Source organism: Streptomyces polyrhachis, from assembly GCF_042663125.1.
Lineage (GTDB): Bacteria > Actinomycetota > Actinomycetes > Streptomycetales > Streptomycetaceae > Streptomyces > Streptomyces polyrhachii.
The window spans coordinates 91,728-105,345 of sequence record NZ_JBHSZO010000004.1 but is presented as its reverse complement, the minus strand read 5'-3'; the positions used below and the strand labels follow the sequence as shown (position 1 = coordinate 105,345).

13 protein-coding genes are annotated in these 13,618 nt (G+C 73.2%); 6 read left to right on the top strand and 7 right to left on the bottom strand.

Translation table 11 applies throughout. The annotated features are described in order from the left end of the window. Positions 1-8: 8 nt before the first annotated feature. From ACFQLX_RS03885 to ACFQLX_RS03860, 6 genes are all read right to left on the bottom strand, one after another. On the bottom strand, positions 9-608 hold the full coding sequence (locus tag ACFQLX_RS03885) for a Maf family protein (RefSeq protein ID WP_386411914.1): 600 nt from the start codon (positions 606-608) through the stop codon (positions 9-11). An 89-nt stretch (positions 609-697) separates the two neighbouring features. After that, on the bottom strand, positions 698-832 hold the full coding sequence (mmpB, locus tag ACFQLX_RS03880; RefSeq protein WP_386411912.1) for a morphogenic membrane protein MmpB: 135 nt from the start codon (positions 830-832) through the stop codon (positions 698-700). 118 nt (positions 833-950) lie between these two features. Continuing rightward, positions 951-1,907, bottom strand: coding sequence for a cytochrome d ubiquinol oxidase subunit II (locus ACFQLX_RS03875; protein WP_386411910.1), 957 nt, complete (start codon positions 1,905-1,907; stop codon positions 951-953). Beyond that, a complete protein-coding gene (locus ACFQLX_RS03870; protein ID WP_386411908.1) occupies positions 1,889-3,199 on the bottom strand; it encodes a cytochrome ubiquinol oxidase subunit I in 1,311 nt (436 codons plus the stop codon). Before ACFQLX_RS03870 ends, ACFQLX_RS03875 begins: the two co-directional genes overlap by 19 nt. A gap of 191 nt (positions 3,200-3,390) precedes the next feature. After that, positions 3,391-3,609, bottom strand: coding sequence for an acyl-CoA carboxylase subunit epsilon (locus tag ACFQLX_RS03865; RefSeq protein ID WP_386411906.1), 219 nt, complete (start codon positions 3,607-3,609; stop codon positions 3,391-3,393). Positions 3,610-3,672: 63 nt separating this feature from the next. Further along, complete coding sequence (locus ACFQLX_RS03860) at positions 3,673-5,280, bottom strand: acyl-CoA carboxylase subunit beta (protein ID WP_386411904.1); 1,608 nt, start codon at positions 5,278-5,280, stop codon at positions 3,673-3,675. A 260-nt stretch (positions 5,281-5,540) separates the two neighbouring features. Here ACFQLX_RS03860 and ACFQLX_RS03855 point away from each other — a divergent pair, with 260 nt between their 5' ends. The 5 genes from ACFQLX_RS03855 to ACFQLX_RS03835 all read left to right on the top strand — a co-directional run bounded on the left by ACFQLX_RS03855 (position 5,541) and on the right by ACFQLX_RS03835 (position 11,188). Beyond that, a complete protein-coding gene (locus tag ACFQLX_RS03855; protein ID WP_386411902.1) occupies positions 5,541-6,866 on the top strand; it encodes a hypothetical protein in 1,326 nt (441 codons plus the stop codon). Then, positions 6,859-8,142: a hypothetical protein gene (locus tag ACFQLX_RS03850; protein WP_386411900.1), complete on the top strand. Its 1,284-nt coding sequence runs from the start codon at positions 6,859-6,861 to the stop codon at positions 8,140-8,142. Before ACFQLX_RS03855 ends, ACFQLX_RS03850 begins: the two co-directional genes overlap by 8 nt. Then, a complete protein-coding gene (locus ACFQLX_RS03845; RefSeq protein ID WP_386411898.1) occupies positions 8,139-8,744 on the top strand; it encodes a MarR family transcriptional regulator in 606 nt (201 codons plus the stop codon). The genes ACFQLX_RS03850 and ACFQLX_RS03845 overlap by 4 nt, the downstream gene beginning before the upstream one ends. Before the next feature lie 95 nt (positions 8,745-8,839). Next, positions 8,840-9,709, top strand: a complete 870-nt coding sequence (locus ACFQLX_RS03840; protein ID WP_386411896.1) for a biotin--[acetyl-CoA-carboxylase] ligase — start codon at positions 8,840-8,842, stop codon at positions 9,707-9,709. 360 nt (positions 9,710-10,069) lie between these two features. Further along, positions 10,070-11,188, top strand: a complete 1,119-nt coding sequence (locus ACFQLX_RS03835; protein ID WP_386411894.1) for an adenylate/guanylate cyclase domain-containing protein — start codon at positions 10,070-10,072, stop codon at positions 11,186-11,188. A gap of 242 nt (positions 11,189-11,430) precedes the next feature. Here ACFQLX_RS03835 and ACFQLX_RS03830 read toward each other — a convergent pair whose 3' ends face one another. After that, positions 11,431-12,234, bottom strand: a complete 804-nt coding sequence (locus tag ACFQLX_RS03830; protein ID WP_386411892.1) for an enoyl-CoA hydratase/isomerase family protein — start codon at positions 12,232-12,234, stop codon at positions 11,431-11,433. 204 nt (positions 12,235-12,438) lie between these two features. Here ACFQLX_RS03830 and ACFQLX_RS03825 point away from each other — a divergent pair, with 204 nt between their 5' ends. Next, positions 12,439-13,545 (top strand): diguanylate cyclase domain-containing protein, encoded by a 1,107-nt coding sequence (locus tag ACFQLX_RS03825; RefSeq protein ID WP_386411890.1) that lies wholly within the window; start codon positions 12,439-12,441, stop codon positions 13,543-13,545. The last annotated feature ends 73 nt before the right edge of the window (positions 13,546-13,618 follow it).

Genomic DNA, 13,618 nt, shown 5'->3' with positions numbered 1-13,618 from the left:
GCGGCCCCTCAGACCCACAGCTCGGTGACCGACAGGCCCAGCTCGCCCAGCAGGCGGCGGAAGAGGGGCAGCGAGAGGCCGATGACGTTGCCGTGGTCGCCCGCGATGCCGTCGACGAACGGCGCCGCGCGGCCGTCGAGGGTGAACGCGCCCGCCACGTGGAGGGGTTCGCCGGTGGCCACGTAGGCCGCGATCTCGGCGTCGCTCGGCTCGCCGAAGTGCACCGTGGTGGAGGCGGTCGCGGAGATGCGCTGCCCGCTCGCGGTGTCGATCAGGCAGTGCCCGGTCTGCAGCACCCCGGAGCGCCCGCGCATCGCCTTCCAGCGGGCGACGGCCTCCTCGGCGTCGGCGGGCTTGCCCAGCGCCTCGCCGTCCAGCTCCAGTACGGAGTCGCAGCCGATGACGAGCGCGCCCTCGGCCTCCGGCCGCCCGGCGACGGCTGCGGCCTTGGCCTCCGCGAGGACGCGGGCCAGCTCGCCGGGGTCGGCGGCGGTGACGGCGTCCTCGTCGACGCCGCTGACGAGGACGTGCGGATCGAAGCCGGCCTGCTTCAGCAGCTCCAGGCGGGCGGGGGAGGCGGAGGCGAGGATGAGTTTCCGGGCGGTCATGGGGCCTGAGCGTAGGCGGTGCGGGGGTGCTCGCGCTTGCGGGGTCGTGTCATTCGGGCGTCTCGGGGGAGGCCGCGGCGCCCGATCCCTCAGAGCAGGCCGAGCACCGCGACGAGCGCGACGACGATCGCCGCGAAGGCGAGCACCAGGCCAGCGCGGCGCAGCATCGCCTGCGCGTCGCGCAGCTCCTGGGAGGGCTCGTCGGAGGGGTCGGACCACAGCATGCGTCCGATGGTGCGGGGTGGGACGGGGGCGGGGCCTGAGTATCCGTACTCAATTAGCCCGAACGGGGACGGCGCGCCCTCTGGCCGCACCCCTGCCGGCCCCCTCTGCCCGCCCGCCTCAGAAGAACACCGTCGAGCGCCCGTCCGCCCGCCCCCGGAAGAGCCACAGCACCCCGGCCTGGACCGCCACGACCAGCGCCAGCGCCGGGAGCAGCGCGGGGGCGAGGGAGTCCAGGGCGTCGCGGGGGGCCGCCAGCGCGGTCAGGGAGTCGTGGGCGGCGATGCCTACCGTCAGCGCCGGAGCCGCCGCCGCCAGCGCCGTCGCGGGCAGCGCGGCGGTGTGCGCGGTGCCGGCGAGGGGGGTGCGGGCCCAGGCCAGCGCCGCCACCGCGGCCAGCGCGCACACCAGCGCCGGCAGGGGCGCGGACACGGCGTCCTCCCGGAGTACGGCCGTGAGCGCACCCGTGAGCACGGTGCACCCCAGCAGCCCCGCCGCCGGGAGGGCGAGGCGGCCGGCCAGTGCGCCCGCGCGCAGGCTCAGGGCGCCCGTCGTACGGGCCGCGCCGACCGTCGCCCCGTGCACGGCCAGCAGTACGGGCAGCGTCAGCGCGCAGGCGAGCGGCAGCGGGGTGAGCGCGGCGAACGCGCCCCGGCCGGGCAGCCCCTGGGCCACGTTGCCCAGCAGCAGCCCCCAGCACGCCGCCAGACCCGCGCTCGCCCCGGCCAGGGTCCGCTCCCAGCCGCGCTGCCACCCGGCGCCGTCGCGGCGCAGGCGCAGCCACAGCGCGGAGCTGCGCAGCACCCAGCACACCACCAGCACCACGACCACCGGCCGCAGCGAGGTGAACAGCTCCTTCTCCAACTCCGGGAAGGCGGCCAGGAGTACGCCCGCGAAGACCACCAGCCACACCTCGCCGGCGAGGAAGTACGGACCCACCCCCGCCAGCAGCAGCCGGCGCTCCCCGGCCTCGGGGCCGAGCCGCCGCAGCAGCATGCCGACGCCCAGGGTGTATCCGTCGAGCACGAACCAGCCGGCGAGCAGGAAGCCCAGCACGGTCAGCCAGATGACGTCCACGAGTGCGAAGTCCCTTCTTTCACAGGGTCCTTGGGGGCGACGCGCGCCGCTTCCTCGTCCTCCGTCGTCCAGAGGAGCATCCGGTCCGTTCCGCGCCGGACGAGCCGCGCGATCAGCAGCCAGTCGGTCACCGCGAGCGCCCCCAGCGCCCCGGCGAAGAGCAGCAGCGAGAAGAGCATCGAGCCGGCCGAGACGTCCGACAGGGCGTCGGTGACGGTGAGTTGGCCGTACACCGCCCACGGCTGGCGGCCCAGCTCGCGGATCAGCCAGCCGCAGAGCACCGCCACGTACGGCAGCGGGACCGCGAACAGCAGGATCCGCAGCAGCACGCGGCTGCGCTCGATCCGGCGGCGGAAGAAGAAGCAGGCGGCGACCACCGCGATCAGCCAGCACAGGTAGCCGATGGACTGCATGCCGTTGTAGGCGTGGGCCAGCCAGGCCGGCGGTGCGTGCTCGCCGGGGCCCAGGCGCTCCGCCAGGTCGGCCTGGATGCGGGCGAGGGCGGCCGTGTCCCCGTGGATCGCCGCGCTCTTGCCCGACTGGCTCTCCACGAACCGCAGTTGGGCGAAGCCGTCGCCGACCGTCAGCCAGATCCCGGCCAGGCCCACCACCACGCCGGTGCGCAGGGAGCGGCGGAAGACCTCCGGGTCCCTCGTACCGTGCAGGAACTGCCAGGCGCTCGCGCCCGCCATCAGGAAGCCCGCCACCGCGAGGGCCGCCGTCGCGAGGTGGATCAGGGCGGGCAGCGCGCCCTCGTTGCCCAGGAGCGCGGTGAGGTCGGTGAGGCGCATGGTGCCGTCGGGGCGGCGGGCGTAGCCGACGGGGTGCTGGAGGAAGCCGTTGGTGACCATGATCCAGAACGCGGAGGCGTACGCGGTCAGCGTGACGGCGTAGAACGATCCCACGTGCGCCCAGCGGGGCAGCCGCCCGCGGCCGAGGATCCACACGCCGAGGAAGGTGGACTCCAGGAAGAAGGCGAGGATCGTCTCCAGTGCCAGCGTCCGGCCGAAGACGTCGCCGGTGAGGCGGGACAGGCCGGTCCAGCTCAGGCCGAACTGGAACTCCATCACCAGTCCGCTGACGATGCCCAGCGCGTAGTTGACGACGTAGACCTGTCCCCAGAAGCGCGCCATCCGCTCCAGGACGGCCCGCCTGTCCGCGTCGCGCGCCCAGGCGGCGCGGGTGGTGAGCCAGGCCAGTACGGGCGCGAGGCCCAGGGTGAGCACGACGAACGAGAAGTGCAGGAGTGCCGTCACGGCGAACTGGAGTCGACCCAGGTCCACGGCGTTCACGATCGCTCCTCCGGTCGGTGGCGGCCGGGCGCCGGGGGAGTGGCGCGGCCCAGAGAATGATCCACGACCGGGGGAACGTGCGTGCGGGTTTTTACGGGATGTGATCCAACAGCCGTCTGCTTCGGGCCGGTTGGGACGGGCTCGGCGCGCGCGGGCTCGGCTCGCGCGGGCTCAGCTCACACCGGCTCAGCTCACGCCGGCCAGTACGACGTCCGCCACGACGACGGCCCCGGCTGCGGCAGCCGCCGCTTGAGCAGCCGCCGGGGCCCCGCCCACTCGTCCGTACCACGCGCGTCGGACCCGCCGCCGCCGTCGCCCGCGGCCGCCCGCAGCCGGACCACCGCCAGTGCGGCGGCCAGCTCCTCGGGCGTGGGATTGCCCCGTACCACCCGGAACGTCTCGCTGCTCATGCCTGCGCCTCCCTCTGCTCCCGGACGGCCCGACCGACCGACCGCCTGCCCCCGACTCCCCGCCTACAGCGGGATGTTGCCGTGCTTCTTCGGCGGCAGCGACTCGCGCTTGTTGCGCAGCGCCCGCAGCCCCCGGACGATCTGGCGGCGCGTCTCGGAGGGCATGACCACCGCGTCCACGTAGCCGCGCTCGGCCGCCGTGTACGGGTTGAGCAGGGTGTCCTCGTAGTCCGCGAGCAGCTCCAGGCGCTTGGCCTCCTGCGCGGCCGGGTCCTCGATCGCGGCCAGCGTGCGGCGGTGCAGGATGTTCACCGCGCCCTGCGCGCCCATCACCGCGATCTGGGCGGTGGGCCAGGCGAGGTTGAGGTCGGCGCCCAGGTGCTTGGAGCCCATCACGTCGTACGCGCCGCCGAACGCCTTGCGCGTGATCACCGTGATCAGCGGGACGGTGGCCTCCGCGTAGGCGTAGATGAGCTTGGCGCCCCGGCGGATGATGCCGTCGTACTCCTGGTCGGTGCCGGGCAGGAAGCCCGGGACGTCGACGAAGGTCAGCACCGGCACGTTGAAGGCGTCGCAGGTGCGCACGAAGCGCGCCGCCTTCTCGCTCGCGTTGATGTCCAGGCAGCCGGCGAACTGCATCGGCTGGTTGGCGACGATGCCCACCGGGTGCCCCTCGACGCGGCCGAAGCCGGTGAGGATGTTGGGCGCGAAGAGCGCCTGCGTCTCCAGGAACTCGCCCTCGTCCAGCACGTGTTCGATCACGGTGTGCATGTCGTAGGGCTGGTTGGCGGAGTCCGGGACGAGGGTGTCCAGCTCCCGGTCGCCGTCGGTGACGTCGAGGTCCGCCTCCTCGGGGTAGGCGGGCGCCTCGGTGAGGTTGTTGGACGGCAGGTAGGACAGCAGTGCCTTGACGTACTCGACGGCGTCCTTCTCGTCCCCGGCCATGTGGTGTGCCACGCCGGAGACGGCGTTGTGCGTACGCGCGCCGCCCAGCTCCTCGAAGCCCACGTCCTCGCCGGTGACGCTCTTGATGACCTCGGGACCGGTGATGAACATGTGCGAGGTCTGGTCGACCATCACGGTGAAGTCGGTGATCGCGGGGGAGTAGACCGCGCCGCCCGCGCAGGGGCCCACGACCAGGGAGATCTGCGGGATCACCCCGGAGGCGTGCACGTTGCGGCGGAAGATCTCGCCGTACATCCCCAGGGCCATCACGCCCTCCTGGATGCGGGCGCCGCCGGAGTCGTTGATGCCCACGACCGGGCAGCCCGTCTTGAGGGCGAAGTCCATCACCTTCATGATCTTCTGCCCGAAGACCTCGCCCAGCGAGCCGCCCAGGACGGTGAAGTCCTGGGAGAAGACCGCGACGGGCCGCCCGTCGACGGTGCCGTAGCCGGTCACGACGCCGTCGCCGTACGGGCGGTTGGCCGCCATGCCGAAGTCGGTGGAGCGGTGCCGGGCGAACTCGTCGAACTCCACGAACGAGCCCTCGTCCATGAGCAGTTCCACCCGCTCGCGCGCGGTGAGCTTGCCCTTGGCGTGCTGCTTCTCCACGGCCCGCGCGGACCCGGCGTGCGTCGCCTCGTCGATCCGCCGCTGAAGATCGGCGAGCTTGCCGGCCGTCGTGTGGATGTCGACGGCAACCTCGTTACGGCCCTGCGGCTCTGACATGGGATGCAGCTCCTGTGCGCTCGTCTGTGGGGCGGGCTACTCATACGTAGGGTAGCTGCGAGTAACGGCCTGCGGCATGCGGCGTTGGACACATCGAAGCCCTCTCCGCTCCGGGGGGCGCCCCTCTCCGGAGCGTCGAATTCCCGCCGCACCGCCTCCGGTCGATGCCTGTACACCTCTCCCGCCTCCCCCCAATACTGTGATTATCGGGGGATGGGGGATGGGGGATGGGGGATGGGGGATGGGGGATGGGGGATGGGGTGGGCGAGGACATACGCGATGCCGTCGTGGTGGGCGGCCCGCACGGGGTCGCCATCCGGGTGGAGGGCGTCCCGCAGGCACTGGCGCGCTCGCGCCGGGCGGTGGGCAGATGGTGGAGCGCGATAGGCGCGACGATGGGCGTCGGCCTGGCCCTGGGGGTGGTGGCGGGCGCGACGGGGTCGAATCCACTGGCGGTGGCCGCCGGGGTCCTCTTCCTCGTTGCGCTGCTGCTTCTCGTTCCCTTCGGGATCGCCGCGCGGGTGATAGGCGGACGCGTCGAGCACGCCCTGCACGCCGGCCCCTGGCTGGCCTGCGCCGCGGTGCCGAACGCGGGGAGTTGCGCCGGCCTGCTGGTACTGCGCGATCCGTACGACGGCATGCTTCGGGTGCTGAGCATGTACGCCCTGCGCTGGAACGCCGAGCGGATAGCCGAGATCGCCGCCGGGGGAACTGTGTGGTGGCGCCCGCACCCCCGCCGGCCGGGCGGGGTGGTGGCGGCCCCCGGTGGTGCTCCCTTCGTGTGGGCGGGTCCCAGCCGGATGCGCGGCCAGCGTCGACAGGTGCTGCGGGTGGCCGAGCAGGCGGGCCTGACCGGGTGCCCGGGGCCCGCGGGGGTGGACCGCCGCGAGGAACTCCGCTCGCTCCCCTCCTTCCCGGACACCCTCCGCGCCCGTACGCCGCTTGACTACGCCGCCCTGGCGGCCGCGGCCGAAAGCCGGAGTGCGGCCAGTCCTCCCGCCTCGCCGGGGAGGGCGCTCCGTACAGCCCCCTGGTGGCGCACCCCCATGCTGTGGCAGGCGGTTACCGTAGGCATCCTGCTGGCCGTTGTCGGCGCTGCCCTCGGGGGGCTCATCAGCGCGATCGCGTCTTTCGCAGGGTTCGGCTTTGATGTGAGATCAGTATTCATGGGTATGTGTTTCGGTCTCGGCCCCTTTGGGGCTGCCCTGATCCGCTTCCCCGGCGAAGTCGCCGCCGCGCGGCGGTTCTCCCGCGCCGCGCAGGCCCCCGCCGGTCCGGCGTACCGCTATGTCCTCCTGCACGGCCCCGGGACGTACCTGGTCCTGTACGACCTCCACGGCGCCCCCGACGACGAACCCGTTGCGATCCTGCCCCTCAACATCGCCGGCACCTCCGCCCCCACCGGCACCGTGGAACTGCGCGGCTGGCTGGACCACGACCACGAGGGCGATCCCTTCGTGGTCCCCTTCATCGAGAACCGCCCCTGCTGGCCCCGCACCCCCCTGCGCCAGTCACACAGCCCGCACTTCGCCGGCCTCCGCGAGAGGGTCCGCGGCCTGTCCCGGGACGGGGGATGCAGTGACTGAGGACATACGGGACGCCGTCCCGGGGGAAGAAGAGCGGGCCCCCGTACTGCCGCCGCCCGCCGATCAGTCGGCGCCGGCTGCCAAGGCCCCGCGCCCCCGCTGGGTGTTCCGGTGGGTAGCGCTGGTGGGGGTCGTCCTCATGGGCCTGAGCATCGTGGCCTGGGAGGCCGCCGACCACGATCCCATGATCGGTGTGGCGATCACCTCGGACGACGGCCACGGCCACTGCCGGGGCAGCTGGACCGCGCCGGGTGAGTACGTCCGCCGCACCACTGACTTCGCCTGCGACGTCAACCCCTCGGTCGAGGGCTTCGGCGTGGGCCGGATGGTCGCGGACGGCCCCTGGAAGGGCGACCTCTACAACAGCGAGGGCGAGGGCACTCCCGCCCACACCGTCTACGACGTGGTCGGGATGACGGGCCTCGGCCTGGTGGCCGTCGCGGTGGTCGGTGGCACGGTCCGCCGCATCCGCGCCCGGCGCCGTCGGGAGCAGGCGCGCCACGAGGAACTGCTCTCCCGTGCGAGTGTCCGGTACGCCTTCCGCGGTTCCGCCTCCCGGAGCTACGCCGTCCTGGCCGCCGCCGCCGAACGCCAGGGGGCGATCCGCCGTCCGCCCTCCGCGAAGGGCGCGGCCCGTACGGCCCCCTGGTGGCGGATAGGACCGCTGCTGAGGGTGTCGTCCGTTCTGAACACCGCAGTCAGCGGAGCCATCGCCGTCATGGGAGCCGTCGTTTTCTTCGCGAGTGGGGAATCGAGGCTGGTACTCGCGATCATCGCCGCACTCAACGGCTTCACCGCTCTCCGTCTTCTCCTGTTCCACGTCCCCGCCGGCGTCGTCGCCGTACGGCTGTTCTCGCGCGCCTCACAGGCCCCCGTCGGCCGCTCGTTCCGCTACGTACTCCTGCACAGTCGCACCGGCCCGCAGCCTGAGGCGTACCTGGTCCTCTACCACCCTCACGGCACCCTCGAAGACGAGCCGATCGCCGTCCTCCCCCTCGCCCCCACCGGCACCACCCGCAGCCGCGAACCGGACCCCGGCCTCCTCACCAGAATCCGGGTCCCCGCCAACCTCCCCGCCCCCACCGGCACCGCGGAACTACACGGCTGGCTCGACCAGGACGCCGAGGGCGACCCCCTGGTGGTCCCCTTCATCGAAGGCCGCCCCTACTGGCCCCTCACCCCCCTACGCCAGTCGGGCCCCCGTTTCGCGGAACTCTGCGAGACCGTCCGCGGGCTATCCCTCACCGAGAGATCGCTGACCACACCGGGCCGGTGACGTACAGAGGACCCCCACCGGCGCTGCTGCCGCTCCTCCGTACTCCCTTCCAGGGGGAGTTGCTGGCCTGGCTGTACCTGCACCCGCAGGAGGAAGCGTCGCTCGCTGAGTTGGCCGCGCGCTTCAGCGTCTCGGGCGCTACCGCCAGCCGCGAGGCGGACCGACTGGCCGAGGCGGATCTGATCACTGCGCGCCGCCACGGAAACCTCCGTCTCCTACGCGCCAACACCGCCGGTCGGCTGGCCGGCCCGCTGACCGAGCTGTTCGCCCTCACCTACGGCCCCATCGCAGTGCTCGGTGATCTGCTGCTGCCACTGACCGGTGTGGAGGAAGCCCACATCTACGGCTCCTGGGCAGCCCGTTACTCGGGAGAGCGAGGCGGAGTGCCCAACGATGTGGATGTCCTCGTCGTGGGAGATGTCGACGCCGACGAACTGTACGAGGCCGCGCGCAAGGCCGAGCGCCTGCTGGGCCGGGAGGTCAACATCCATCGGGTGCCGTCCGACCGCTGGCGCGAGCCGGGTGCGGACCCGTTCCTCGCCTCTGTCCGCAGTCGGCCCACGGTCCCACTCGGCACCTTCGAAAGGGGGAGCAGCGCATGAAGTGGCAGCAAGGCCGTGCCGCACTGGAGGGCATGCTCGCGCGCAGGGGACTTCCGCTCGCCCTTGCAGCCGTCCACCGGCCTACGCTGGACCCCATGACTGCCAGCCCCTGGTCCGATCTCGACCGTCCGCCGCTCAACGCCGGTGCGCTGCGTAAGGCGCTTGTGCGGCCGGGGGGGCTGTGGACCTCCCTCGATGTCGTGGCGCGGACCGGGTCCACCAACTCCGACCTCGTGCTCCGTGCTCTCGAGGGGGCGCCGGAGGGGACTGTGCTCGTCGCCGAGGAGCAGCGGGCCGGGCGGGGGCGGCTGGAGCGGAGCTGGACGGCGCCCGCGCGGTCGGGGCTGTTCTTCTCGGTGCTGCTGCGGCCCGGCGACCGCGTGCCCGTGGAGCGCTGGGGGTGGCTGCCGCTGCTCGCGGGCGTTGCCGCCGCGAGCGCGCTCGCCCGCAGCGCCGGGGTCGACACCGCGCTGAAGTGGCCCAACGACCTCCTCGTCACGGTCGACGGCGAGGAGCGCAAGACCGGCGGCATCCTCGCCGAACGGGCGGCGACGCGGCCCTCCCCGTCCGAAGGGCCCGGGGACGGTCCGGCGGTCGTCCTCGGCATGGGCATCAACGTCACCCTGCGCGCGGACGAGCTGCCCGTCCCCACCGCGGGCTCCCTCGCGCTCGCCGGCGCCCCCGTCACCGACCGCGACCCCGTCCTGCGGGCCGTGCTGCGTTCGCTGGAGCAGTGGTACGGAGACTGGCGCGCGGCGGACGGCGACGCGGCGGCGAGCGGACTGCTGGAGGCGTACGCGGCGGGCTGCGCGACGCTCGGCCGCGAGGTGCGCGCCGAACTCCCCGGCGGCGCGGCGCTGTTGGGCGAGGCGGTGGCGGTGGACGGCGACGGCCGCCTCGTGCTCGCTACCGCGAGCGGGGTCCAGCAGCCGGTGGGCGCGGGCGACATCGTCCACCTGCGCTAGCGCGGCGCGCGGCGGGTGGCTCCCCGGCGAGCAGCAGGTCCAGCCGCGCCGGCTGACGCGCTCCGGACTTCGTCCGGAGTCCTCAAACGCCGGACGGGCTGGGTGTGGGGGTGGGGCCCCCGGGGTGTGCGGGTTTGCGTCTCAAGCGCCGGGTGGGCTGGAGGTGGGGAAAGCTGCCGGCGACCACTGACAGTGATCATCATCCCCGCGAAGTCCTCCGCGAAGTCCCCCGTGAGGCCGACCTCCCGCCCCGACGTGAGGTGTCCCACACTTCCCGTATCGTGGGGTCCGCCGACCCGTGTGGGCGGTGGGACCGAGGGACGGAAGGGCTGTGCACGGCGAACGGACAGGGGTGAGGCGGTGAGCGTCGACGACCACGTCTCCGGCGCGGACGCCGTCACCGGGGAAGCCCCGACGGACATCCCTGCGGACGCCGAGCGGCTGGAGAAGCTGATCCTCGGCTCCGAGCGCCGCTACACCCCCTTCCAGGCCGCCCGCGCCGCCGGCGTCCCGATGGAGCTGGCCTCCCGTTTCTGGCGCGCGATGGGCTTCCCCGACATCGGCCAGGCCAAGGCGCTCACCGAGGGCGACGTGCTCGCCCTGCGCCGCCTTTCCGGCCTCGTCGAGGCAGGGCTGCTGAGCGAGTCGATGGCCGTGCAGGTCGCCCGTTCCACCGGCCAGACCACCGCCCGCCTCGCCGACTGGCAGATCGACTCCTTCCTGGAGGGCCTGACCGAGCCCCAGGAGCCGGGCATGACCCGGATGGACATGACGTATCCGCTGGTGGAGCTGCTGCTGCCGGAGCTGGAGGAGTTCATCGTCTACGTCTGGCGCCGCCAGCTCGCCGCCGCCACCGGCCGGGTGATCAGCGCCTCCGAGGACAAGGACATGGTCGACCGGCGCTGGGCGGTCGGCTTCGCGGACCTCGTGGGCTTCACCCGCCTGACCCGGCGGCTGGAGGAAGAGGAGCTGGGCGAGCTGGTCGAGGCGTTCGAGACCACCTGCGCCGACCTGGTCGCCGCCAACGGGGGCCGCCTGATCAAGACCCTCGGCGACGAGATCCTCTTCGCCGCCGAGGACGCCGGCACAGCGGCCGAGATCGGCCTGCGCCTCATCGAGACCCTGGCCAACGACCCCACGATGCCCGAGCTGCGCGTGGGCATCGCCTTCGGCGCGGTCACCACCCGCATGGGCGACGTCTTCGGCACCACGGTGAACCTGGCCTCCCGTCTCACCTCGATAGCCCCCAAGGACGCCGTACTGGTGGACGGCGACTTCGCCGAGGAGCTGATCCGCGAGGGCGACGCCCCCACCTCGGAAGCAGAGGCCTCGGTAGCGGCAAAAACCGCCCACGACGAGGGCCGAGAACCCCCCACGTACCGCTTCGGCCTCCAACCCATGTGGCAACGCTCGGTAAGGGGCCTGGGCACAGTCACCCCCTGGATGCTCTCCCGCCGCCCAACGGACCAACAGCCGTAAGGGCGTAAGGGCGTAAGGGCGTAAGGGCGTAAGGAGAGGAGTCTCCGAAGCGCACCCGCACCCGGCAGCCCGTGTGAGGGGCCCGGAGCGACGACTCCGAAAAGACGCACCGCAACGCAGGCCCCCGACAGAGCAGCAAATCGACCGATGGCAAGTAAATCCCTATGGCTTTTCGGAGTTGTCGCGGAGAGGCCCCGCCCCAGCGACGCGAAGAAGCCCCGCCCCCAAGCGAACGCGAACCCTCACACCCCCGGCCACCGAGCCGCCCGCTTCTCGTTGAACGCAGCAACCCCCTCAGCCCGATCCCCGGAAAAGGCCACAGTCCGCCAAGCCGCGTCCTCCACCTCCAGCCCCGCAGAGAGCTCAAGCCCGAACCCCACCCGCATAGCCCGCTTCGCAGCCCGCACCCCCACCGGCGAGTTGGCGGCGATCCGCCGCCCCAACGCAAGCGCGGCCTCCCGATCCTGCCCCGCGGGCACCACCTCGTCGACGAGCCCCAGCGCCAGCGCCTCCGCGGCCTCAACCCGCCGCCCGGTAAAGACCAGCTCCGCGGCGCGAGCAGCCCCCACCCGCCGAGGCAGCAGCTGCGTACCACCCCCACCGGGGATGACGCCGACGGTGACCTCAGGAAGGCCGACCACGGCGGTGGCGTCGGCCACGATCAGATCGCAGGAGAGCGCGATCTCGAACCCCCCGCCCAACGCGAAGCCGTGCACCGCGGCGACCACCGGCATCGGCAGCTCCAGCACGCCGGTGTACGCGGCGCGCGTCTGGGGCCGCTGGCGGCGCAGGTCGTCATCGCTGAAGGAGTTGCGCTCCTTGAGGTCCGCGCCGACGCAGAACGCCCGCTCGGCGCTGGAGGTCAGCACCACGACGCGCACACCGGAGTCGGCCGCGAGGGCGTCGGTGGCGGCGCGCAGGGAGCGGGCCATCTCCGTGGAGACGGCGTTCATCGCGCCCGGCCGGTCGAGCCGCAGCTCGGCGACGTGCCCGTCCTCGTGCCGGAGGACGGCCACGTGGTCGCCGTAGCGGATCTCATCGCTCATCAGAGTGCCTCCACACCATAAAGTTAACGACCGCTAACGTAACCCGCGGCCCCCCGGATGACCAGAGCGGGATCCGTACAAGAAGCGCTGTCGCGCCGGACAGCATCTACCGCCAGCTGGCCGGATCGAGAGCATCGCTCAGGCGCGGAAAGCCCCGTCCTCCCTACGCTGGACCCCGTGCAACCGGAAGCGCGGCTTCGCCGCATGGCCGAGATGGCCCAGTCGATGGCCGCCGCGAACGGCCCGCAGGACACCGTGCGCGCCGCGGCCGAGGGTGCGCGGCTCGCGCTGGACGGCGGTTTCGCCGCGGTGTCGGTGTGGGAGCGCGAGCGCGGGCGGCTGCGGGTGCTGGTGAACACGGGGGAGCTGGCGCCGGGGGAGGAGGAGTACCCGGGCGACGAGTCGTACCCGGTGCACGACTTCCCCCAGATCGCCGAGTTCCTGGGCTCCGACCCGCATCCGGAGCACCCCGCCTGGGTGGCGGTGGCCGCCGACCCCCTGGCACGGGGCGCCGCGCTGCGGCGCAGGCGCCGCGGCTGCTGCGTGGTCGCGCCGATCGTCGTGCACGAGCGGGCCTGGGGGCAGCTGTACGTGGCCAGGCCGCCCGGCGCCCCGGTCTTCGACCGCGCGGAGACGGCGTACGCCACCGCGCTGGCCTCGGTGATCGCGGCGGGGGTGGCGCAGAACGAGCGCCTGGAGGAGGCCCGCCGCCTGGCGTTCACCGACCCGCTCACCGGGCTGGCCAACCGCCGCGCGGTGGACCTGCGCCTGGAGGAGGCGCTGCACGAGCACCGGGCCAGGGGCACGGTCGTCAGCCTCGCGGTCTGCGACCTCAACGGCCTCAAACAGGTCAACGACTCCCTCGGGCACGCCAGCGGAGACCACCTGCTGGAACGTTTCGGCAACCTGCTCTCCCTCTACGGCGCCGGCCTCCCCGGCGCCCTGGCCGCGCGCCTGGGCGGCGACGAGTTCTGCCTGCTGGCGGTGGGCCCGGCGGCGGACGAGTTCGTCAAGGCGGCCGAGGAGCTGTGCGTACGCGCCGGGGAGTGGGACCTGGGCCGGGGCGTGAGCTGCGGGATCGCCTCGACGGGGGATCCGATCGGGCCCGTACGGACCGCGCTGCGGCTCTTCCGGCTGGCGGACGCGGCGCAGTACCGGGCGAAGGCGGCGCTGGCGGGCCGGCCGGTGGTGGCGGGGCGCGACGAGGCGGTGGTGCGGCTGGTGGACGAGGAGGGCGCCGCGCCGCCGAGGCCGACCGGGGAGCGCCGGCGCTTCCGCGCACGTCGGGGAGGGTGGGCGCCGGGCGTGTGAGCGCCGGCGAACGGAGGGGGTGACCGGCGTCACACCGCCCCCGGTAGCCTGGAGAGGTAACCGGCGCCACCCA

Bases quoted from the DNA above. Each gene is read 5' to 3' on its own strand.
- ACFQLX_RS03885 (WP_386411914.1), bottom strand. From the start codon at position 608: ATGACCGCCCGGAAACTCATCCTCGCCTCCGCCTCCCCCGCCCGCCTG.
- mmpB (WP_386411912.1), bottom strand. From the start codon at position 832: ATGCTGTGGTCCGACCCCTCCGACGAGCCCTCCCAGGAGCTGCGCGAC.
- ACFQLX_RS03865 (WP_386411906.1), bottom strand. From the start codon at position 3,609: ATGAGCAGCGAGACGTTCCGGGTGGTACGGGGCAATCCCACGCCCGAG.
- ACFQLX_RS03860 (WP_386411904.1), bottom strand. From the start codon at position 5,280: ATGTCAGAGCCGCAGGGCCGTAACGAGGTTGCCGTCGACATCCACACG.
- ACFQLX_RS03840 (WP_386411896.1), top strand. From the start codon at position 8,840: ATGACTGCCAGCCCCTGGTCCGATCTCGACCGTCCGCCGCTCAACGCC.
- ACFQLX_RS03830 (WP_386411892.1), bottom strand. From the start codon at position 12,234: ATGAGCGATGAGATCCGCTACGGCGACCACGTGGCCGTCCTCCGGCAC.
- ACFQLX_RS03825 (WP_386411890.1), top strand. From the start codon at position 12,439: ATGGCCGAGATGGCCCAGTCGATGGCCGCCGCGAACGGCCCGCAGGAC.